The sequence below is a fragment of the Paenibacillus rhizophilus genome, assembly GCF_003854965.1.
In the GTDB taxonomy this organism is placed as follows: domain Bacteria; phylum Bacillota; class Bacilli; order Paenibacillales; family Paenibacillaceae; genus Paenibacillus_AQ; species Paenibacillus_AQ rhizophilus.
The window spans coordinates 217,145-239,250 of record NZ_RQPI01000002.1 but is presented as its reverse complement, the minus strand read 5'-3'; the positions used below and the strand labels follow the sequence as shown (position 1 = coordinate 239,250).

At 54.0% G+C, this 22,106-nt stretch carries 21 protein-coding genes and 1 riboswitch; of the genes, 19 read left to right on the top strand and 2 right to left on the bottom strand.

Annotated features, from left to right (window positions below; translation table 11 throughout):
- Positions 1–111: 111 nt before the first annotated feature.
- From EH198_RS06505 to EH198_RS06480, 6 genes are all read left to right on the top strand, one after another.
- Positions 112–675, top strand: coding sequence for a cob(I)yrinic acid a,c-diamide adenosyltransferase (locus tag EH198_RS06505; RefSeq protein WP_124694736.1), 564 nt, complete (start codon positions 112–114; stop codon positions 673–675).
- 1 nt (position 676) lies between these two features.
- Complete coding sequence (locus EH198_RS06500; RefSeq protein WP_124694735.1) at positions 677–1,675, top strand: RluA family pseudouridine synthase; 999 nt, start codon at positions 677–679, stop codon at positions 1,673–1,675.
- 34 nt (positions 1,676–1,709) lie between these two features.
- The gene (locus EH198_RS06495; protein ID WP_185702780.1) at positions 1,710–2,075 is read left to right on the top strand and encodes an arsenate reductase family protein; all 366 of its coding nucleotides are present in this window, start codon (positions 1,710–1,712) and stop codon (positions 2,073–2,075) included.
- Between the two features lie 15 nt (positions 2,076–2,090).
- Positions 2,091–3,071, top strand: a complete 981-nt coding sequence (locus tag EH198_RS06490; protein ID WP_124694733.1) for a 5'-3' exonuclease — start codon at positions 2,091–2,093, stop codon at positions 3,069–3,071.
- A 354-nt stretch (positions 3,072–3,425) separates the two neighbouring features.
- Positions 3,426–4,307 (top strand): ROK family protein, encoded by an 882-nt coding sequence (locus tag EH198_RS06485; protein ID WP_281277995.1) that lies wholly within the window; start codon positions 3,426–3,428, stop codon positions 4,305–4,307.
- 273 nt (positions 4,308–4,580) lie between these two features.
- Positions 4,581–5,609, top strand: coding sequence for an HRDC domain-containing protein (locus EH198_RS06480; protein ID WP_124694731.1), 1,029 nt, complete (start codon positions 4,581–4,583; stop codon positions 5,607–5,609).
- Between the two features lie 84 nt (positions 5,610–5,693).
- Here EH198_RS06480 and corA read toward each other — a convergent pair whose 3' ends face one another.
- Positions 5,694–6,629, bottom strand: a complete 936-nt coding sequence (gene corA / locus EH198_RS06475) for a magnesium/cobalt transporter CorA (protein ID WP_124694877.1) — start codon at positions 6,627–6,629, stop codon at positions 5,694–5,696.
- 465 nt (positions 6,630–7,094) lie between these two features.
- A riboswitch (SAM riboswitch) is annotated at positions 7,095–7,226 on the top strand.
- A gap of 113 nt (positions 7,227–7,339) precedes the next feature.
- Here corA and metA point away from each other — a divergent pair.
- From metA to mqnC, 3 genes are all read left to right on the top strand, one after another.
- On the top strand, positions 7,340–8,257 hold the full coding sequence (metA, locus tag EH198_RS06470) for a homoserine O-acetyltransferase MetA (protein ID WP_124694730.1): 918 nt from the start codon (positions 7,340–7,342) through the stop codon (positions 8,255–8,257).
- A 139-nt stretch (positions 8,258–8,396) separates the two neighbouring features.
- A complete protein-coding gene (locus EH198_RS06465) occupies positions 8,397–9,614 on the top strand; it encodes an aminotransferase class I/II-fold pyridoxal phosphate-dependent enzyme (protein ID WP_124694729.1) in 1,218 nt (405 codons plus the stop codon).
- A gap of 342 nt (positions 9,615–9,956) precedes the next feature.
- Positions 9,957–11,093: a cyclic dehypoxanthinyl futalosine synthase gene (gene mqnC, locus EH198_RS06460; RefSeq protein WP_124694728.1), complete on the top strand. Its 1,137-nt coding sequence runs from the start codon at positions 9,957–9,959 to the stop codon at positions 11,091–11,093.
- Positions 11,094–11,262: 169 nt separating this feature from the next.
- On the opposite strand, the gene EH198_RS06455 is transcribed toward mqnC, so the two are convergent.
- Positions 11,263–11,442 carry a transcriptional regulator gene (locus tag EH198_RS06455; RefSeq protein WP_124694727.1) on the bottom strand — a complete coding sequence of 60 codons (180 nt, stop codon included), beginning with the start codon at positions 11,440–11,442 and terminating at the stop codon, positions 11,263–11,265.
- A gap of 214 nt (positions 11,443–11,656) precedes the next feature.
- Here EH198_RS06455 and EH198_RS06450 point away from each other — a divergent pair, with 214 nt between their 5' ends.
- From EH198_RS06450 to EH198_RS06410, 10 genes are all read left to right on the top strand, one after another.
- Positions 11,657–12,499: an SPFH domain-containing protein gene (locus EH198_RS06450; RefSeq protein ID WP_124694726.1), complete on the top strand. Its 843-nt coding sequence runs from the start codon at positions 11,657–11,659 to the stop codon at positions 12,497–12,499.
- Positions 12,500–12,510: 11 nt separating this feature from the next.
- The gene (locus EH198_RS06445; RefSeq protein ID WP_124694725.1) at positions 12,511–12,687 is read left to right on the top strand and encodes a type II toxin-antitoxin system antitoxin; all 177 of its coding nucleotides are present in this window, start codon (positions 12,511–12,513) and stop codon (positions 12,685–12,687) included.
- Positions 12,688–13,175: 488 nt separating this feature from the next.
- Entirely contained in the window at positions 13,176–15,116 is a 1,941-nt protein-coding gene (gene thrS, locus EH198_RS06440) for a threonine--tRNA ligase (RefSeq protein WP_124694724.1), read from the top strand.
- 330 nt (positions 15,117–15,446) lie between these two features.
- Positions 15,447–16,019 (top strand): 3D domain-containing protein, encoded by a 573-nt coding sequence (locus EH198_RS06435; RefSeq protein ID WP_379309498.1) that lies wholly within the window; start codon positions 15,447–15,449, stop codon positions 16,017–16,019.
- 152 nt (positions 16,020–16,171) lie between these two features.
- Positions 16,172–16,306 carry a hypothetical protein gene (locus EH198_RS25310; protein WP_281277994.1) on the top strand — a complete coding sequence of 45 codons (135 nt, stop codon included), beginning with the start codon at positions 16,172–16,174 and terminating at the stop codon, positions 16,304–16,306.
- A gap of 235 nt (positions 16,307–16,541) precedes the next feature.
- Positions 16,542–17,660: a cell wall-active antibiotics response protein LiaF gene (liaF, locus tag EH198_RS06430; RefSeq protein ID WP_124694723.1), complete on the top strand. Its 1,119-nt coding sequence runs from the start codon at positions 16,542–16,544 to the stop codon at positions 17,658–17,660.
- A gap of 3 nt (positions 17,661–17,663) precedes the next feature.
- A complete protein-coding gene (locus tag EH198_RS06425) occupies positions 17,664–18,758 on the top strand; it encodes a HAMP domain-containing sensor histidine kinase (RefSeq protein WP_246014119.1) in 1,095 nt (364 codons plus the stop codon).
- A complete protein-coding gene (locus EH198_RS06420; RefSeq protein ID WP_124694722.1) occupies positions 18,755–19,411 on the top strand; it encodes a response regulator in 657 nt (218 codons plus the stop codon). The genes EH198_RS06425 and EH198_RS06420 overlap by 4 nt, the downstream gene beginning before the upstream one ends.
- A gap of 260 nt (positions 19,412–19,671) precedes the next feature.
- Complete coding sequence (locus tag EH198_RS06415; protein WP_124694721.1) at positions 19,672–21,303, top strand: S1C family serine protease; 1,632 nt, start codon at positions 19,672–19,674, stop codon at positions 21,301–21,303.
- A gap of 113 nt (positions 21,304–21,416) precedes the next feature.
- Positions 21,417–22,106: a response regulator transcription factor gene (locus EH198_RS06410; protein WP_124694720.1), complete on the top strand. Its 690-nt coding sequence runs from the start codon at positions 21,417–21,419 to the stop codon at positions 22,104–22,106.

Below are 22,106 nucleotides of genomic sequence, written 5' to 3'. Positions count from 1 at the left end.
TGGCCTCACAAGCGGAAGTTAATATGGTAAAGTAATAATATGCGGATTATATGCCGGGAGGACGGCGGTTTGTCATTAGGGAATGATGAAATGAAGCAGGAGGGATGGACAATGGCGATTTATACGCGAACGGGTGACCAGGGCGAGACTTCGGTCATTGGAGGCCGAGTCTCCAAGGATGATATCCGGATCGAAGCTTATGGTGCGATCGACGAGCTGAACGGTTTTGTCGGGCAGGCGCGCAGCATGATGGATGACGAAATATTCGCCGATGTTCGGCAGCAGCTGCTGGAAATTCAGCATGAGCTATTCGACTGCGGATCTGATTTGGCGTATGTGAGCCTGGACGAAGGGAAATACAAAGTAACCCGTGACATGGCGGAGCGGCTGGAGCGGTGGATCGACCGTCTTCAGGCGGAGAATCCGCCGATTGAACGGTTTATTTTGCCGGGAGGAAGCGGGCTCGCTTCTGTCCTGCATGTATGCCGGACCGTATGCCGCCGCGCCGAACGCCGGACCGTTACGCTCGGGCACAGCAAGGAGATTAACGGCGAGACAGTGGCTTATCTGAACAGGCTGTCGGATTATTTCTTTGCGCTTGCACGGACTGCCAACACGCGGCTCGGGGTAACGGACGTTGAATATATCCGCGGCGCCAAGGTGTTTCGGGACTGAGATGACAACGTACTATCCGCCCATCGCCTACACCGTTTCTGCCGAAGAGGACGGCATACTGCTCAAGACCATTCTGCAAAAGCGGATGGACGTCTCGCGCAAGCTGCTGTCCCGTCTTAAACTGACCGAGCGGGGAATTACCCTGAACGGGGAGAGAGTTTATATCAGCGTGCACGTCCGCGCCGGTGATCTCGTGGAGATCAGGATGGAGACGGAGATATCGGAGGATATTTTGCCGCAGCCGATCCCGTTCCCTATCCTTTACGAAGACGAGCATCTGCTGGTCGTCAGCAAGCCCGCGGGGATGATTGTGCATCCCACCCACGGCCATTATACCGATACGCTGGCCAATGGAGTTGTGCATTATTGGGCGCAAAAAAACGAGCGCTATCGCTTTCGTCCCGTTCACCGGCTGGATCAGGAGACGTCCGGGGTGCTCGCCATCGCGAAGAATCCGTACAGCCACCAGCACATATCGGAGCAGATGCTGGCCGGTACCGTGGACAAACGCTATATTGCGCTAGTTCACGGTGTGCCTGAGCCGGAGAGGGGAGACATCGACGGCCCGATCGACCGCGATCCGGGCGAGCCTCATCGGCGGATTGTGACGCCGGACGGTTATCCGTCGTTGACCCGCTACGAGGTGAAGGAGCGGTATCCTTATGCTTCAAAGGTCGAGCTGAAGCTGCTCACCGGGCGCACGCATCAAATCCGGGTGCATATGACCTCCATCGGCAATCCGCTGATCGGAGACGGGATGTATCGGCATCCGGTATACGAAGCGGCCGATTCCGGCTCGACGGCGCCTGCGCTTGCTGCGGAGCTGGCCCGAGTGGCGGCGCTGGACGCTGCAATCGGCCGCCAAGCGCTGCACGCGGCGAGGCTGTCCTTCACGCATCCGATTTTTCGCCGCGACATGACGTTTGAAGCGCCGCTTCCTCCGGACATGGAGGAACTGGAAGCGCGGCTGAGACTGGGACAAGAGACAACACAGACGTAAATGAAATTGATTTGGAGTAAGGAGAATCGTGCAAATGAGTCAATTGACCGTATATCATTATCCGAAGTGCGGCACCTGCCGGGCGGCGGTAAAATGGCTGAAAGAGCAGGGACATGAGCTGGAGCTTCGCCATATCGTAGAGCAGACGCCGGGAGTCGATGAACTGGCCGGATTGGCCGCAGCAAGCGGCCTTGAGCTCAAAAAAATTTTCAACACAAGCGGCGAGGTCTACAAGCGGGAAAATCTGAAGGAGAAGCTGCCGGGCCTGGGCGAGCGCGAACAGCTGGAGCTGCTGGCCGGGAACGGAATGCTGATCAAACGCCCGATTGTCGTCTCGGGTAGCAAGGTTACGGTAGGTTTCAAGGAAGAGGAATACCGCAAAGCCTGGGGAAATGAGTAAAGGAGGAGAACGGCCATGAGTGGAGAAGGAAGAGGCCGCGTGATGATCGTGGACGGCATGGCGCTGCTGTTCCGGGCCTATTACGCCACCGCCTACGGAGGCTATATACGGAAGACAAGCGCCGGTTTGCCGACCAATGCCGTGTACGGCTTTTTGCAGTATTTTTTCGACGCCGTGTCAACTTTTGAGCCCTCTCACGTCGTATGCTGCTGGGATTTGGGCAAGAGTACGTTCCGCACCGAAAAATTTGGCAGCTACAAATCGAACCGTGCGGAGCCTCCGCTGGAGCTGATTCCGCAGTTTGATCTGGTCAAAGAAGTGGTCGCCGAGCTTGGCGTTCCGAACGTGGGCATCCCCGGATTTGAGGCGGACGACTGCATTGGCACACTGGCTTCCTGCTTCAGCGGCGAGTCCGAGGTGTACATTTTGACCGGGGATCATGACATGCTTCAGTTGGTTAATGACCGGGTCCGTGTCGTTATTATGAAAAAGGGCCGGTCCAACTACAAGGTGTATGATCCGGCGGCCCTGCTGGAAGAAAAAGGACTGTCCCCTTCCCAGGTCGTCGACCTAAAGGGATTCATGGGCGACACGAGCGACAATTATCCGGGTGTCCGGGGAATCGGCGAAAAGACAGCGCTCAAGCTGCTGGCTGAATATCGAACGGTGGAGGGCGTAATCGAAAATCTGCATCTGCTGCCCAAGGGGGTGCGGAGCAAGATCGAAGCGGATCTGGACATGCTTCATCTGTCCCGGGAACTGGCGGAGATCCGCTGCGACGTTCCGCTCGTCTGCACGCTGACCGAGTGTCTGTGGGAAGTGCAGCGGGAATCGGCGGCACGCAAGTTTAAAGAGCTGGAATTCGGCAGCCTGATGTATCTGATTGCGGCGGCGGAGGAAGAGCTGAAGGAAGACGGAATCGTTGAAATTGAGCTTCCGGACTGGCAGAGCCGCTCAATCGGAGCCGGCTCCGTAAAGAACGACCCGTTTGCCTAAACGGGTATCGTATACGCAAGCAAAAGACTGTTCCAGATAGCGCGGCAGGCGCTCTGTGAACAGTCTTTTTAATGAGGGTCAAACGCGGCGGCCTCCCGTTATTTCTTCGGATGTATGGGCCCGGCGGATCATATACACGAGTCGTCTAAAGCTTCATTCCGCCCGGTCAACTGGTCGTCATTTGCCCTCCGTTGACGGAATCGTCTACCCCGTAATATAGGAACCGTCATCCGAAGCGAGAAGCATCCAGATTGTGCTATGCGCTTGTCATTCTTTTGGTACGCAAAGTATAATAAATAACGGATATGCGCTGCTGAGCGAAAGCGTATGCAAGAACAGAGGGGAGACGGGCAAGTGAGAGTATTGGGCGCGATTGAAGCGGGAGGAACAAAGTTTGTATGCGGTATTGGACATGAGGACGGAAGCATTATCGACCGGGTAAGCTTTCCGACAACCCATCCGGAAGAAACGATGGCGCAGGTGTACCGATATTTCGAGGATAAAAAAGTCGAAGCGATCGGTATAGGCTCGTTCGGGCCGATCGATCCGATTCCGGGCAGCCCGACATACGGCTATGTTACGACGACGCCGAAGCCGTATTGGGGCCAATATAATCTGGTCGGCGCAGTCCGCGAAAAAATTGACGTGCCGATCGGCTTCGATACCGATGTCAACGGCGCAGCGCTAGGTGAATATACATGGGGCGCGGCGCGGGGATTGGACAGCTGCCTCTACATTACGGTAGGAACCGGCATCGGGGCGGGAGCCGTTGTGGACGGCAGATTGATCCATGGGCTGTCCCATCCGGAAATGGGGCATATTTATGTCCGCCGCCATCCGGATGACGCTTTTGCGGGCACATGCCCTTATCATGGGGATTGCCTGGAAGGCCTGGCCGCAGGCCCCGCGCTTGGACAACGCTGGCAGGTGCCGGGTGCGGAACTGGGCCCGGATCATCCCGCCTGGGAGATGGAGGCCCATTATCTGGCTCACGCTCTGATGAGCTATGTGCTGATTCTGTCGCCGCAGAAAATTGTCATGGGCGGCGGCGTCATGAAGCAGAGCCATCTCTTTCCGCTGATCCGCGCCAAGCTCCAGGAGCTGCTGAAGGGCTACGTGCAGCATGCTTCGCTGACCGCTGATATCGACAGCTATGTCGTGCCGCCTCAGCTCGGGGACAATGCCGGACTGGCCGGTGCGATCGGGTTGGCCGGCATGGCCCTAGCCCAGGAGTAAGAGACGGCTTATTCGTCTTTAGGACGTCTTTTGGGCAAAAGGGATTGACTGTTCGGAAATATATGGTATTGTATGAATTAACAGTATAGCCGTTAAGCAGAGGAAGCGCCTCTTTCACGATTGCCGTGAGAGAGGCGCTTTTTTTGCGTTAAACCTAACAGCTGCTTCAGCTTGGAAGCTAAAGACGGCGTGCCTGCGGGCGCAGGATTCATGGTGAACGGTCCTTTGCCCGCCGCATACTGAACATTAAAAAAGCAAAGGCAGGGAAGGAACATGCAAATCGTATTTATGAACCGGTTGTCCAAAAATTCAGGCGATTCCACGGGAGGATTCGCCCAGCTGTGGATTGGCGAGGAAGAGGGGGAATGGCGTCTGGGCTGGCGCGATTTCGGCGAAATTCCGGAAAGCGTTGATTCCTTATGGTATGAGGGCAGCTCCTGGAACGAAATGTTGGGCGTATACAGGCATGAGCTGGCGGTCAAAATGGGGGAGGGCTACCGGCCGCTTATTGACGGTGTCTTCCATGAAGAGGAGGCTCTGACGGGACGGAATCAGGAGCAGTTGAAGCTCCAGTATTACAGCGAGCAGAACGTAAATGAGTCCATATATGAAGAATTATGCGGATGGAGACGGAAGAAAGCTTCATCTGAGCGCAAAGCGCCGTATTTGCTGGCGAGCAACCGCCTGCTGCGCCTGCTTAGCTCTTTCCTGCCTCATACGGAGGAAGAACTTTTGCAAATTCCGGGTGTGGGAGAAGCCAAGGCTTCGCAGTACGGTCCGGAGATATTGGCCATTACTTCCGCAGCGGAGCGCAGCCATTCCTTCCCCTTAAGCTGGGTCGGCGGGGAGGTCGATGAGGAGTCCTTTACCTCCTGGCTGTACAAGCAGAAGGAGATCAAATACAAGAAGCAGCTGGAGCGTTTGCGCTTGCGGCGGCTGCTTCTTCAGGGCATCGCGGATGGCTGCGGAATAGAGGAGCTTAAAGAGCGAAGCGCCTCTTCGCGCAGGGAGATCCTGGAGGCCGTGGAGGAACTGGAGAAGGATGGTTATATTGTCGATTCCCTGATCGATCGGGAACTGGAAAGTATGCCTTCCGTGGAGCAGGAGGCGGTTTGGAGTGCTTACAGAGAGATAGGGGATATGCTCTTAAAGCCGGTGCTGCACAAAGTCTACGGTGAAGATATCGCGTCCGCGGGAAGCCTGGATCTGCATTACGAGCGACTGCGGCTGATCCGGCTCCGCTTCCGCAGGGAGAGCGAGGGAGCGCAAGGATTGGCCACTCACCCACAGGAGCAAGTGTAAGCCCGGTTAAGCCAAAAGAAGGTCTCCTGGCGCCGGGCAGCGCTTAAGGAGACCTTCTGATTAACGGAATCGTGGGACCGGCTGTCAGAGCCATTCCTTTTTACGGAACACATACAACATCCCGCATCCCAACGTTACCATAACGCCGATGACGCCATAGTAGCCGTATTTCGTATGAATTTCGGGAATATTGTCAAAGTTCATCCCGTATATGCCTGTAATCACGGTCAGCGGCATAAATATCGTCGTAATCGCCGTAAACACCCGCATAATTTCATTGGCGCGGTTGGCGATACTGGATTGATAAGCTTCTCGCAAGTTGCCCATCAGATCGCGGTACGTCTCAAATGTCTCGGAAATTTTGACCGCGTTTTCGTAGATGTCGCTGAAATATTTCTGCAGCTGGTCGTCGATCAGCCGGAGATCTCTTTTGTTGAGGGTGTTGATGACTTCCTTCTGCGGACCGAGCATTTTCTTCAGCCACAGAATTTCGCTTCGCAGACCGATAATTTCGCTTAAATGCGACTTCTTGGTATGCATCAGAATATCTTCTTCCAGCTTCTCGATTCTTACTTCGATCCGGTCGCCGACTGCGAAATAATTGTCCACGACAAGGTCGATCAGCAGGTAAAGGAACCGGTCAGGCGTGCTGACTTCCTGTTCCCACAAAATGGGCTTCAGTGCTCGCAGCTCGTGAATCTTCTGCTTCGTAACGGTAATAATAAAATGCCGCCCGAGAAAAACATTAAGGGCCCGCAGGAAAATTTCCTCATCGTCAAAGCGGATACTGTTAACTACAATAAAATAATGGCTCTCGTAAATTTCAATTTTGGGACGCTGCTCCTCGTCGCTGAGACAGTCCTCCACAGCCAAATCATGAAGGTTAAACAGAGGCTGCAGCAGCTCCAAATCCTCCACGTCGGCGTCGATCCAGTAGAACCCTTCCGCCGGAGGGGTAATGGTCAGCTCAATATCGTCGACAGGCGTAAAGATGCCTGCGTTAACCAGCCGGATTTTCATCTGATTCACTCCTTCTCTCCCTAGCTTGCCCAGGGGATATGCTAATGAAAGCACAGGGAAAAAATCAGCTTGGCCGGAGTTTGAGTACGATATGGGCCGCTTTATATTCCGAAGGCATGAAGAAGAAGGGCTCCCGCCGCCGGCAAGCTGATGTTAATCCTGTACGGTTGTTCCTGATCAGCACTGTACTGCGTACTCGGGTCGCCTTCCATTCTTCTTCTCACCTCTTTATTTAAATAATTTATAATTGGGGGTCCCCCTCAAAGCACCTGCGATAGGCTTCACAGCCAAGGCTCCGCTTGTGGGACGATCTTCTGAAACCCTTGTCTAGTATAACGCCGGGTATTGGCTCTTTCAAGCTAAATTGTTGTCATAATCGGGACTCTAAAACCAGTGTATGGACTTGACGAAAGTTAGGTTCATGATTATAGTGATCTATAAGAATTTAAAATTGAATATGACCAAATCTTATCAAGAGCAGGTGGAGGGACTAGCCCGATGAAACCCGGCAACCGGCGTGAAAGCGCACGGTGCTAATTCTTGCAGAGACGCGAACGCATTTGAATGAGTTATGGCGCGTTGTCTGACAGATGAGAGAGTATCATATGTGCATAAATATGACCTTTCTCGTTTGCTGCGGGAAAGGTTTTTATTTGTTTCTATTAAACCGCAGCCAGCGGTTTCCATTTTAATGAAGGAGTGAGTACGCAATGCCGATCAAGATTCCCGACAGTTTGCCCGCCAAGGAGGTTCTGTCAGGGGAAAATATTTTCGTTATGGATGAAAGCCAAGCCTTTCACCAGGATATCCGCCCTTTGCGGATTGCCATCCTAAACTTGATGCCGACTAAAGAAACTACAGAAACGCAGCTGCTGCGTCTGATCGGCAACTCGCCTCTGCAGGTCGATGTCACGCTGCTTCATCCGAGCTCGCATACGTCGAAGAATACGTCCGCGGAGCATCTCAAGAGCTTTTACAAGACATTTGACGAGATCAGCCACCGCCGATTGGACGGCCTTATCGTGACCGGCGCCCCGGTGGAGCAGATGGATTTCGAGGATGTGAATTACTGGGATGAGATGAAAAAGATTTTTGAGTGGAGCAAGGACAACGTCACTTCGACGATGCACATATGCTGGGCGGCGCAAGCGGGATTATATTATCATTACGGGGTCCGTAAGGTCGGTCTGCCCGAGAAGTGCTTTGGAGTGTTCCCGCACAGCACCGCTGCGCCGAATATGAAGCTGCTGAGGGGGTTTGACGAGTTGTTTTATGTGCCCCATTCCCGGCATACGGACATCTCCCGCGAAGATATCGAGAATACGCCGGATTTGCAAATATTGGCGGAGTCGGAGGAGGCCGGCATTTATCTCGTCGCCACCGAGGACGGCCGGCAGATTTTTGTGACGGGCCACTCCGAGTACGATCCGTTCTCCCTGAAATGGGAGTATGAGCGCGATGCCGCGAAGGGAATGGACATAGCGCTGCCGAAGCATTACTTCCCGAAAGACGATCCGACCCGGACGCCGCCGGCTGTATGGCGCGCCCATGCGAACCTGCTGTTCTCCAACTGGCTTAACTATTACGTCTACCAGGAAACGCCCTACGATATCGGACCGACGATATGATTGCTTTCCGGATTGGACAAGCTTAACGTTGAAGATATAAGTTCTTTTATCCGCATCAGCTTTTTAGATACAACGGGAATCGCTAAGCTCCGAGTATCGGGGGAGGCAAAATCCCGTACTAACTTTCTGGAGGTTAATCATGGACGACAAACTCAGGATTGAAAGCAGGCTGGCCCAAATCGGCTCGCAGGAGGACCCGGCGACGGGCGCAGTGAATTATCCGATATACCAGTCGACGGCATTCCGTCACCCCCGGCTTGGACAGAGCACAGGCTTCGACTACATTCGTACCAAAAACCCTACACGCTCTGTTCTGGAGCGGGCGGCAGCCGAACTGGAATCCGGTGACGCAGGCTTTGCCTGCAGCTCCGGAATGGCCGCGCTGCAGACGATTTTCACCCTGTTCGGGCAGGGGGATCACCTGATCGTGTCGCTGGACTTGTACGGCGGCACTTACCGGATGCTGGAACGGATAATGTCCAAATTTGGCGTCTCCGCTTCCTATGTGGATACAAATGATATGGACGCTCTGGAATCAGCCCGCAGAGAGAACACGAAGGCGGTCTTCATTGAAACACCGACCAATCCGCTGATGATGATCACCGATATTCAGGCCGTGTGTACCTGGGCCCGCCGTCACGAAATGCTTACGATCGTGGACAATACGCTGCTGACACCGTATTTCCAGCGGCCGCTCGAACTGGGCGCGGATATTATCATCCACAGCGCGACCAAATATTTGGGTGGGCATAACGACGTGCTGGCAGGCCTGATTATCACGAAGGGCAAGGAACTGTCTGATGAGATGGCCATCCTGCATAATTCGATAGGCGCCGTGCTAAGTCCAAGCGACAGCTACCAGTTAATGAGAGGCATGAAGACGCTGGCGCTGCGCATGGAACGCCATGAGAGCAATTCGCTTGCGATTGCACAGTTTCTGAAAGGACATCCGGCGATTGCGGAGGTATTCCATCCGGGTCTTCCGGAGCATCCCGGATTCGAAATTCAGCAGCGGCAGGCAACCGGCAACACCGGTATCTTTTCCTTTAAGGTGAAGGATGCGAGATATGTGGAGCCCGTGTTGCGCCATATCAAGCTGATTGCGTTCGCGGAAAGCCTCGGCGGTGTCGAGTCGCTGATGACCTATCCCGCGGTGCAGACCCATGCCGATATTCCGGTCGAAATCCGCGATGCGGTCGGCGTGGACGACAGGCTGCTGCGTTTCTCGGTCGGCATCGAGCATATCGACGATCTGATTGCCGATTTGAATCAAGCGCTGGAGGCGGCGCAGGCCGAGCTTGAAGCGGATAACGGCCAAGCTGGCCAGCCGGTCCGGGAAGCGGCGGATTTGCTGTAAGGAATCGGTCCTGGCTGCACTTTTTAGCCCCATTTCATAAACCCGCACATCCGTGAAACGGAAGCGGCGTTAAGAACAGAGACGGCATCGCCTTAAGACGGCGGTGCCGTCTTTTTTTATGTTGAATTTTTGTGCAATTTCACGAATTTCCTCGAAATAACAGAGAATATTACCAACGAATACCACATATTATGGCTGTTATATGCAGTTATAAGGACGGGAGAATAAAAATACGTTTTTCAAGCACGGCGGATTGTGATACGATGAATGAACGAATATATTCCTTTGTCATATAAATTTTATGGATTCATTAGGGATGGTTTTATAAGGAGGCTGCGAACAATGGGATCAATCGATCACATTTTGAATAAAGCGCTCCAGGGTGAACGCCTTGGGCTTGAAGATACGGTCAGACTGTTTGAGAGCAACGAAATTGAGAAAATGGGCGCTGCGGCGGATGTTATTATGAAAAGATGGCATCCTGAGCCAATAACGACGTTCGTCATTGGCCGCAACATAAATTATACAAATATATGCGATGTGTACTGCCGGTTTTGCGCGTTTTACCGCAGACCCGGTTCGGAAGAAGGCTATGTTCTGCCGGATGAGACGATTTTTGACAAAATCAGAGAAACCGTGGCCGTGGACGGAACCGAGATCCTGATGCAGGGCGGTACGAATCCCAATTTGCCGTTTGATTATTATACGAACCTGCTGCGTAACATCAAAGAGCGATTCCCCGGCATCACGATGCATTCCTTCTCCCCTGCGGAGATCATGAAGATGAAGGAGATCTCGGGGCTGTCCCTGGAGGAGACGGTGCGCCAGATTCATGCGGCAGGTCTCGATTCGCTGCCGGGAGGCGGAGCGGAAATCCTGGACAACCGCACGCGGCGCAAGATCAGCCGGCTGAAGGGCTCGTGGCATGACTGGATGGATGTGATGCGGACGGCGCACCGGATCGGCATGAATACGACGGCAACAATGGTAATCGGCCTTGGCGAGAGCATGGAGGAACGCGCGCTGCATCTTCTCCGTGTACGTGAAGCCCAGGACGAGTGCATTGAGCATAACTACAACTCGGAAGGGTTCCTGGCATTTATCTCCTGGACATTTCAGCCGGATAATACGAACCTTAAGCTGGACAGACAGACGCCTGAGGAATATCTCAAGACCGTTGCGGTCAGCCGGCTTGTGCTTGACAACATCAAGAACTTCCAATCCTCCTGGGTGACAATGGGCCCGGAGGTGGGCAAGCTGTCGCTGCAATACGGCTGCAACGATTTCGGCAGCACGATGATCGAGGAGAATGTTGTGTCCTCGGCGGGGGCGACGTACAAGGTCAACATCCAGTCGATCCTGCAAATCATCCGCGAGGCCGGCAAAATCCCGGCGCAGCGCAACACACAGTACGATATACTGAAAGTATTCGAAGACGTCTCCGCCAAAGTGCAGAGCGATTTTGTGATGCAGAACTGATAGGGCAAGCAAACAGCCCGAGGCCGCTGAGGCCTTCGGGCTGTTTGCGCTGAAGCTATTGCCGGGTAAAGGCGGAGCTTCGGTTGGATAATTCGGACAGGGCAGCTTTCGGCCATAAGCGGCGAAGGCTGCCCTGTGCGATGTTGTAGGGCAGAATCTTAACGAGAATCTATTCGGCGGCTTCCCATTTGCAGCGGACCGGGGAGACAATCGCTTTTTCTTTTTTAAGATCATTGAATGCCTTGTCAATCTCCTTGCGGTCCAGACCGGAGAGCTTCTCCACCTCGCCTGCGCTGACAGGCTTGCCTGCGGATTTAATCGTTTCCAATACCTGTTCCTTAACACTCATTGCTTCATCCACCTCCTCGTCTGTAATCGCTTAATAAAAAGCTTGTCTATCAGTTCATAGTTACATGTCTAACAGATTCATAGTATAGGAAGATCCGGTTTCGCATCTGTGATATTTTTCTGAAGGATAATATACCTGAAAACAATGATTTACAGCAATATCCAAAAGTGATATCATAAAAATATCAAATACATATCCTTTTGGAGGGTGCCTTATGAAAGAGAAAATGCTTCGGCCTGTCAGCGGTTTCTGGATTATTGCTTTGATCATTGTTTGTGCAGGCGGCGGAGTTTACGGTGCGGTTCAGGGCTACGATGCCGTGCCGGTTATTTTGTTCGTGGCGGCGGCGGTTCTGATGACAAGCATTACGGTGGTGCAGCCCAACAAGTCGGTCGTGGTCACTTTCTTCGGCCAGTACGTCGGGACCATATCGGCAAGCGGCCTGTGGGCCGTCATTCCGTTCAGTGTGCGCAAGACAGTTTCCCTGCGGGTCCGCAATTTCAACAGCGTCAAGCTGAAGGTCAACGATGTCGAGGGCAATCCGATCGAAATCGCAGCCGTCGTCGTGTTCAAAGTCATCAACTCGGCAAAAGCGCTGTTCGATGTCGACAAGTACATGGAATTTGTCGAAATCCAGAGCGAGACGGCGCTGCGGCACGTAGCCAGCAAATACCCGTATGACGGTTACAGCGGAACCGGCATGTCCCTGCGCGCTAACGCCGATGAAATTGCCAAGGAATTGGCAGGCGAGCTCCAGGACCGTCTGTCTCTGTCGGGGGTTGAAGTGCTGGAGGCCCGGCTGACGCATCTGGCGTACTCCACCGAAATCGCAAGCACGATGCTTCAACGCCAGCAGGCGTCGGCCATTTTGTCCGCGCGGCAGATCATCGTGGAAGGCGCGGTCGGCATGGTGGATATGGCGATCAAGCAGCTTAAGGAGAGCGGCGTGGTGGAACTGGACGAAGAACGTAAGGCAGCCATGATCAACAATCTGATGGTGGCTATCGTATCCGAGCGCGGAGCGAGCCCGGTCATCAACGCCGGCTCGTTGTATTAAGGCGGTCCATCATGGCGGCCAAGAAGAACTTTCCGCTGCGCATCGATCCCGGGCTGTACGAAGCGCTGGAGCGTTGGGCGGGGGAGGAGTTCCGCAGTGTGAACGGACACATCGAGTTTTTGCTGCGGGAGAGCCTGAAACGCGCTGGCCGCTTGCCGGATCGAAAGACAGGCGAAGAACGGCCCTGAGCGGAACCTGTCGATTCTTTTTGAACTCACGGCTTGACGAAATCTGCCGCCAGAATTATAATTACACATTATTCACGCTAACAGCATTGACAAAGACATGAATCGACTTCCAGGCCCGTACAGAGAGAGGAAACGTTGGCGCTGCAATTTCCTCCGGAATCCGGTTTTCGGTTTACCCCTTTTGTAGCTGCGGTTATGAACTTTCCGCCCAGGCGCATCGGTTGATCCATTACGCCCCGGAAACAGTAAGAACCGCCGGTTCATGGCCGTTATCCCCATGCTTAACAAGGATTCTGCCGTCGTCTGACCGTTTTATGAAGTCTGGGGACATGACGCAGAATTGAATTTGGGTGGAACCACGGGTGCAACACTCGTCCCTGCGCGGGACGGGTGTTTTTTGTATGCGTGGATATGTCCGTTCCGCAAGGCCTTTAAGCGGCTGACGGCCGCTGCGATAAGTTGACCACTACTTTTAGGAGGAAATGACAATGGCAGTAAGCATCAAGTTACCGGACGGCTCGGTCCGGGAGTACGCGGAAGGAAGCAGCATCGACGATGTAGCGTCTTCTATCAGCAGCGGACTGCGCAAGAACGCCGCCGCCGGCAAGCTGAACGGGGTAATCGTCGATTTGTCCGCCAAGCTTAGTGATGGAGATCTGGTGGAGATCGTGACGCTTGATTCCCCGGAAGGACTGGAGGTCATGCGGCACAGCACAGCCCATCTGATGGCCCAGGCGGTCAAACGGCTGTTCGGCGCCAAAGAGGTCAAGCTCGGAGTCGGACCGACGATTGAGGACGGGTTCTACTATGATATGGATCTGGAGTATCCGCTGAATCCGGAGGACCTGCAGAAGATTGAGAAGGAAATGGATCGCATCGTGTCGGAGAATCTGCCGATTGTCCGCAAGGAAGTGAGCCGCCAGGAGGCGCTGGACCTATTCGGGGAGCTTGGCGATCCGTACAAAATCGAGCTTATTCAGGCGCTTCCCGAGGACAGTGTAATCACTATATACGAGCAGGGCGAATTTTTCGACCTGTGCCGCGGACCGCATCTCCCATCGACCGGCAAAATCAAAGTGTTTAAGCTGATGAATGTGGCGGGAGCGTACTGGCGCGGCGACGCCAAGAACAAAATGCTGCAGCGTGTGTACGGCACCGCCTGGATCAAGAAAGCGCAGCTTGACGAGCATCTCCGCCTGCTGGAGGAAGCGAAGAAGCGCGATCACCGCAAGCTGGGCAAGGAACTGGAAATTTTCACATTCAGTCAGCTGGTCGGCCAGGGACTGCCGATCTGGCTGCCGAAGGGCGCCAAGCTGCGCAGCATCCTGGAACGCTATATCGTCGATCTGGAAGCCAGCCTCGGCTATCAGCATGTCTATACTCCGGTTCTGGGCAACGTCGATCTGTACAAGACTTCCGGACACTGGGAGCATTATCAGGAAGACATGTTCCCGAAGATGACCATCGACACCGAGGAATTTGTGCTGCGCCCGATGAACTGTCCGCATCATATGATGGTGTACAAGAGCAGCATGCACAGCTACCGCGATCTGCCGATCCGGATCGCCGAACTTGGAACCATGCACCGTTACGAAATGTCCGGCGCGCTGACCGGTCTGCACCGCGTCCGTTCCATGACTTTAAACGACTCGCATATCTTCTGCCGTCTGGATCAGATTAAGAGCGAATTCAGCCGCGTGCTGGAGCTGGTGAAACAGGTGTACAGCGACTTCGGCATTGATGATTACCGTTTCCGGCTGTCCTACCGTGACCCGGCCGATACCGAGAAGTACTTCCAAGATGATAATATGTGGGAGACCGCTCAGCGAATGTTGCGCGAGGTAGTCGAGGATGCGGGCCTGCCGTTCTACGAAGCGGAGGGAGAAGCCGCGTTCTACGGTCCGAAGCTCGATGTCCAGATTAAGACCGCGCTTGGCAAGGAAGAGACGCTGTCAACCGTGCAGATCGACTTCCTGCTGCCGGAACGCTTTGAGCTGGAATATGTCGGCGACGACGGGCAGAAACACCGTCCAGTCGTGCTGCACCGAGGTGTCCTGAGCACTATGGAGCGTTTCGTCGCCTTCCTGCTGGAGAACTTTGCGGGCTCGCTGCCGCTCTGGCTGTCTCCGCAGCAGGTGAAGGTCATCCCGGTATCGAGCGCTTTTGATGACTATGCGGGCGAGGTGGTCGACAAGCTTCGCTGCCACGGTCTGAGAGCCGAAGCCGATCTTCGGAACGAGAAGCTGGGCTACAAGATTCGCGAAGCCCAGTTGGAGAAGCTGCCGTACATGTTCATCGTCGGCGAGAATGAGAAGAACAGCAGCAGCGTCTCCGTCCGCAAACGCGGCGAAGGCGATATCGGAGCGAAGCCCCTTGCTGAGGTGATTGAGAGCCTCGCTGCCGAAGTTTCGACTAAGGCCATTTTTTAATAAAGAATTAATTTACTGACTTAAGACCTCTGCCAACACTTCCGTGAGGCGGTAAATCCGCCTCATGTATAAAATTTTTGGAAACGGGAAACCTTCGCTAATAAGGGGGAGGATTTCATGATGAACAAAATGGGTGTTTGGCAGAGGTCTTGGTGTATACTTGTTACCTTTGCATTATTGGTTGCACTATCCTTCATATATACGAAGGCGGGTCGCGAAGCGGACCGGGAGTCGGTATTTCCGGCGGTTCAGCCGGAGGCTACGGCCGCGTCGATTTTGCATACCGCTTCTGCGGCACTGGCTTATGACAGCGGCGGACACCGGCCGCGAATTAAGCTGATCCGCGCTACGGTATTTCCGCATCAATCACCGGAGTTCGACACTGCGTCCGAACGCTCCGAGGTATTAAAATACCGGGCCAAAATACCGGCACCCGGGAATAAATCTTCCATTCCCGTTGCCGCTCCGGCGCCGGAACAAATCATCCGTACCTTCAAAGTGACGGCCACCGGTTATACCGCGGGCTTCGAATCGACCGGCAAACGTCCGAATCATCCGGAATACGGAATTACCTACTCCGGCGTCAAAGTGCGGAGAGACAAGAATGCCGTTTCAACCATTGCCGCCGATCCGAAAGTGCTGCCGCTGGGAAGCATATTGTATGTGCCGGGATATGGTTATGCGGTGGTCGCGGACACCGGATCGGCGATCAAGGGGCATAAAGTCGATCTTTACTTTGCGACTACCAGGCAGGTATACAAAGAATGGGGCAAAAGAATGGTCGAGGTCCAACTGATCAAACGCGGCAGCGGCAAATGCACGGAAGCCATGCTGAAAAATATCGGCAGAGCGATTCGGGCCTACGACACCGTGCCTCAGGAAATGCTTGAAGAAATTATTTAAAGGGCAAGCCATGAACTTTATTTCACATGAACTTGTATAATCGGCACCCTGCCTAGCCATAATACGGACTGGGGCACAGCAGTTAGCCTCTATCCGTCCTCTGTGCGGCGCTAACCCGGCATCGCGTGAGGGAGCAAAGGGAGGTGACCAACGTGGCTAAAAAACCTAAGGTTCAAGAGAACTACAAGACACCGAACGAAAAGTTCAACAGCGAGTTCGCTGCCGAGAATGACGTAGCAACGAAGCAAGGCGGCATCGCCAAACCGGTCCAAAAACCGCAAGCCTAACCATGCCATAAGAAATAACTATCGGCTATTGGCCGAAACGATGTCCCGCTCTCGAAAGAGGCGGGGCATTTTTATTTGCCCAAAAATAAGCATCATAAGCTTCACGATTGCAAATGGCCTCCGTCCGAAGACCGAGAAGGTTTTCATTCCACCGCCGCTGTTAACAAGACAAAGCCTGTTGTAAACTAAGTTCAAAAGGCAAAAGAGCTACTCTAAGCTAAAGGGGAAATGACAGATGAGAAGACGAATAGCCAGCCAAGTATTCGGCGGTCTGATTCTGATCGGAATCGGCGTGCTGTTTCTGCTCCGGCAGATGGGATATGCGAAATTTGATATCGGTTACCTGTTCTCCAATTTCTGGCCGGTTGTGCTGATCATTATAGGAAGTAAGCGGCTCCTGGCGGGAGGCCATAACGGCGGCAGAGGTTTTTCTTCTATCGGCGCGCTGTTTATACTTGCCATGGGCGTATTTTTTCTGGGACGTAATCTGGAATGGTTCGACCTATCCGCGGGAGATTTCTTCACTATGATCATTCCGGTCGCTCTGATCGGCGGAGGGCTCATAGTTATCTTCAGACCGCACCGTTCTGGACCGCCTATACCTCCACCAGCACCGCCGAGATTCTATCCCGAGGACAAGCCGGCGAACGACACGCCTCCCCGCCCCCTGGAATCGACACTGGACCAAGAATTTGAGCGGAAATTCGGCAGAACCGAGGAGGAAAGCGGCTCCATCGGCAGTTCTTCGGGCAAAGCCGGAATGACTGACTGGGATCGTTATCTGCGCAAAGATGAAGATATGGACCGGACCGGCGAGACTGTTTCTGGCTGGCAGGAGAACCGGGATGGCCACCAGCGCAGACGCCAGGAGCGGGAGGAACGCCACGAACGCAGAAGAGAAGAGCGCTGGGAGCGGCATGAACGCAAGCATGGACATTATGACGGGCATGAATGGAGCCATAGCAGCGACAAGGAAACGACGAACCGTTCCACTTTTATCGGCGATATCCATATGGGGCGCGAGCATTTTCAGCTCAAAAATACGAATATTTCCCAGTTTATCGGCGATACGGTGCTCGATCTGACCAACGCGCAAATTCCGTACGGCGAGACAAAGATCAATCTTTCCGCATTTATCGGCGATCTCAAAGTCTACATTCCGGACGATATGGATCTCGGCATTTCCGTTAACAGCAGCTCGTTCATCGGCGATATGGAAGTGCTGGAGCAGGCGCGAAGCGGGTTTATGAGCAGTGTGCAGTGCAAGACGCCTTATTATAAAGAAGCCGGCAAAAAAATCCGTATCAATGTCAGCGCTTTTATCGGAGATATCAAGGTTAAGACGGTGGGTTGACCGATGGGAACGATTATTAAAAATACGAAATGGGTGCTGCTGTTCTATTTTCTGTTATGCGGAAGTGTAACGGCCGTGCTGATGTACGCCGGAAGCTGTTTGGGCTATATTGAAGTTGTGGACTACCGGATGTGGGTGTATCTGTGCCTGAGCATTGTGCTGTTCACCGCCGTTATCGGCTATATGGCCGTGCAGCGTATACAGCGGCGGATCGATCACCTGGATCTGAATATGCTTCAGGTCGCCAAGGGCAATCTTTCCGTGAGGATGCCGGGCAGCGACGATCCTTCTTTTGCAAGAGTGTATCATGAGTTCAATACAATGATGGATACGGTCGAGAAAAAAATGAAGCTGCTTCAGCGTCTGGGCGAGCAGGAGGTTATCGAGAAGGAAAAGGCGGCGGAGAGCGCCGTGCTGGAGGAGCGGCGGCGGATGGCCCGCGATTTGCACGACACGGTGAGCCAGCAGCTGTTCGCCATCCACATGTCCGCCTCTTCGCTTCCGAAGGTGCTTGAAAGGAATGAAGCGCAGGGGCGGACGGTGATGGACCAGCTGATTACCATGTCGCAAATGGCGCAAAAGCAAATGCGGGCGCTGATCGCCCAGCTTCGGCCAGTGGAGCTTGAAGGCCGGAACCTGTTCGAGGCGCTGGAGAAATGGTTTCCGGATTACTGCCGTCAGAACGGGCTTAAGGGCATGAAGGAGCTTGAACTTCAGGGCGAGCTGTCCGAGGCGATCGAGCATCAGCTGTTCCTGATTATCCAGGAAGCGATGGCCAATATCGTGAAGCATTCGGGGGCGCGGCTGGTCAGTCTGTCTCTGCGCGAGGGACCGCGGCTGGTTGCGCTCAGCATCAGCGATGACGGGCAGGGATTTGAGCTTGCGCACAGCAAGCAGGGATCGTACGGGTTGACAACGATGCGGGAACGCGCGGAGAAGCTCGGCGGGCAGGTTGAAATCATCAGCCGCAAGGGAGCGGGGACGACGATCCGCGTACATATCCCCAAGTTTGTTCAGGGGAACGGCGGCCGGATGCCTGCCGGAGGAGCCGAAAAGGCAAGTAATGAAGACGGGGAAGAGGAGGCAAGCGGCGAATGAGCGCGATCAAAATACTGCTGGTGGATGACCATGACATGGTCCGGATGGGACTCAAAACATATCTGATGCTGGAGCCGATGTTCGATGTGGTCGCCGAGGCCTCGAACGGACGGGAGGCGCTGGAACTGCTGCGTTCCGGCGGCGAGGAAGGGCTTCCCGATCTGGTTCTGATGGATCTGATGATGCCGGTGATGAATGGTGTGGAGACGACCCGGGCGGTGCTGTCCGAGTTTCCGGGGATGAAGATTGTTATACTGACAAGCTTCCTCGAAGATGATCTCGTAGTGGACGCCATCGAGGCGGGAGCGGTCAGCTACGTGCTGAAGACGGTGTCTGCGGAGGAGCTGATTTATGCGCTTCAAGGTGCATACCGCGGCATGCCGGTGATGACCGGCGACGTATCCCAGGCATTGACGCGCGGCATCCGCCAGCGCACGGTGCAGGACGATACATCCGGGCTGACCGAACGGGAGAGGGAGGTTCTGCTGCTGATTGCGGAAGGCAAGAGCAACAAGGATATCGGCGAGGAACTGCATATCAGCATCAAGACAGTCAAGACGCATGTCAGCAATCTGCTGATGAAATGCGAATTGGAGGACCGCACGCAGCTCGCCATCTATGCGCACCGCAAAGGATGGGTTACACTGGGCTAGGCATCCGGTGCGCTTTCCAGGGTGAACGGACTCAATCTTAAACTCTATTATTCGGATCTTGTTTTTTACAAAAAGCAAACTTGTCCAATGAAGTCCGGCGCTGTACGGAAAAAGCGCAGGGCTTTTTTTGCGATCTGCCGAATGTTTTATCTTCGTTTAAATTGTTTTTAATGTCGGCTTAAGGTTTAAAGTACAAAATAAAACCAAGAAAGCAAAATGAATTCTTGTCCTTGAAGGACAGAGCGCGGGAGGGTAAAACAATGGACGACAACAAAAACAGATATAACGGCGAAGGCGATGGCCGCTTCGAAAGACAATCTCCGGATCAGGAACAGAACGGCGACGGACAATCTCCAGAATCGAACTCTTCTTATTATTATTCATACGGCCCTTTTAAATCTCTTAATCATAATGAGCGAAACAGCGACGGAGTAGAGCATTATAACCGGCGGGAGCCGGAACGGGTAGAAATTACCCCTCCCCAGCCGGTCAAGCCTGTCCCTTACCAGCTGTCGCGCCCTTCGGGTTACGGCGGCGGCTATGGAGGCGGCAACGGTTCGGACGGCGGAAATGGCTGGCAGTATAACCGCAAGCCGAAGAAACCCGTGAAAACCGCAGTCCTGTCCTTCATTGCCGGCATGCTCGTGCTCTCCGGCTCCATGTTCATGGCCGATAGGGGAAACTGGTTTACAGGGGATCAGGCAACGTCGGCAACGGCCTTAAGCTCACAGGGCCAGGCGGCTGACGAGAGCGCAACCGTAGCGCCGGCGGCGACAACGACAAAGCTTGTGACCGGTTCGGACGGCGTGTCCAGTGTCGTCGATGAAGCGGGTCCGGCAGTCGTCAAGATTGAGACGCTGGTCAAGACGAGCTCCAGAGGCAGCCAGAGCAATCCGAACGCCAACGATCCGTTCTATCAATTCTTTTTCGGAGACCAGTTCGGCGGCAATTCTTCGGGAGGTTCGCAGCAAAACAACGGCGGCAACGGTTCCGGTTCGAATTCGCAGCTGACGCCTTACGGTATCGGCACCGGATTTATTTACGATAAAGCCGGTTACATTCTGACCAATCAACACGTTGTCGAGAATGCCGACGTCATTCAGGTGACCGTCGACGGAAACTCCAAGCCTTATGAAGCGAAGCTGCTCGGCTCCAGCAAGGATTTGGACCTCGCGGTGCTGAAGATCGAAGGCGACAATAATTTTTCGACCGTGCCGCTTGGAGATTCGAACACCATCAAAGTCGGCTCCGAGGTTGTGGCGATTGGCAACCCGCAGGGATTCGACCATACGGTTACCGCAGGAGTGCTCAGCGCGAAAGGCCGCAGCATCGATATTAATGAAGAGGACGGAAGCGGCACCCGCAATTATTCCGATCTGCTTCAAACGGATGCTTCCATTAACCCCGGCAATTCCGGCGGGCCGCTTCTTAACGCCGGTGGCCAGGTTATCGGCATGAACGTTGCCGTCAGTACGGACTCGCAAGGTATCGGCTTCGCGATTCCGGTGAATAGAATCAAGGAAGTCGTCGACAAGCTGGAAGCCAATCAGGCTATCCCGAAAGATCCGGTTCCGTTTATTGGCGCTTCGCTGATGACGATTACCGATGAAGTGGCGAAGCAAATGGGTACTGACATCAAGGAAGGCTCCGTCGTGGCAGAAATTATTTACAAATCTCCGGCCTACGTTGCCGACCTGCGTCCGTACGATATCATTACCGGCATTGATGGAACGAAGTACGCGACCAGCCAGGAACTGATCGACTTTATCAAGACCAAGAAGGTCGGCGATAAAATTACGCTGAACGTCGTCAGAGACGGCAAGAATCTGGATCTCTCCGTAACGATTGGCAACAAGAACGACTTTAACACGACACAGGCCGGACAGCAGTAATCGGGTCAACAAGGAAGCGGGAGGGGCAGCCCTTCCGCTTTTGCGGTGTAAGTGCGCGCGAATGCGTTCACTGCTACAATAGAGAAAAAAGGAATCGAACAAAGGGGCGGCTTATGCGACCGAATATTTTGATTATTGACGATGATGAAAAAATCATTTCTATGCTGCGGAGAGGACTCGCTTTCGAGGGGTATGACGTCAAGACGGCTTCTAACGGGGCGGACGGCCTGCGGGCCGTACTAAACGGAGATCCGGATGTCGTTGTTCTCGATGTCATGATGCCGCAGGTGGACGGCTTTGAGGTGTGCCGCAGGCTCAGAGAGGGTGGCAGCACCGTTCCCGTATTGATGCTTACGGCCAAGGATGAGGTGGAGCACCGGGTGAAGGGGCTTGATCTTGGAGCGGATGATTATCTTGTCAAGCCGTTCGCGCTCGAAGAGCTGCTGGCGCGGGTGAGAGCCCTGCTTCGCCGCAAGAGCGAACAGAGTGGAGGCGGCGAGCAGGCCGTCGTCTATGAGGATCTTATGCTGGACGTCGACTCGCGGGAAGTGACACGCGGGGGCAAGCGGCTGGAGCTGACTGCGAAGGAATTTGAGCTGCTGCATCTTTTTATGCAAAATCCGAAACGGGTATTGTCCCGGGATCTGATTATGGATAAAATCTGGGGTTATGATTACAGCGGGGAATCCAACGTGCTGGAGGTTTATATCGCTATGCTTCGCCAGAAGACGGAGGAACACGGAGGCAAACGCCTGATTCAGACGATCCGGGGAGCCGGCTATATCCTAAGAGGTGACAACTAA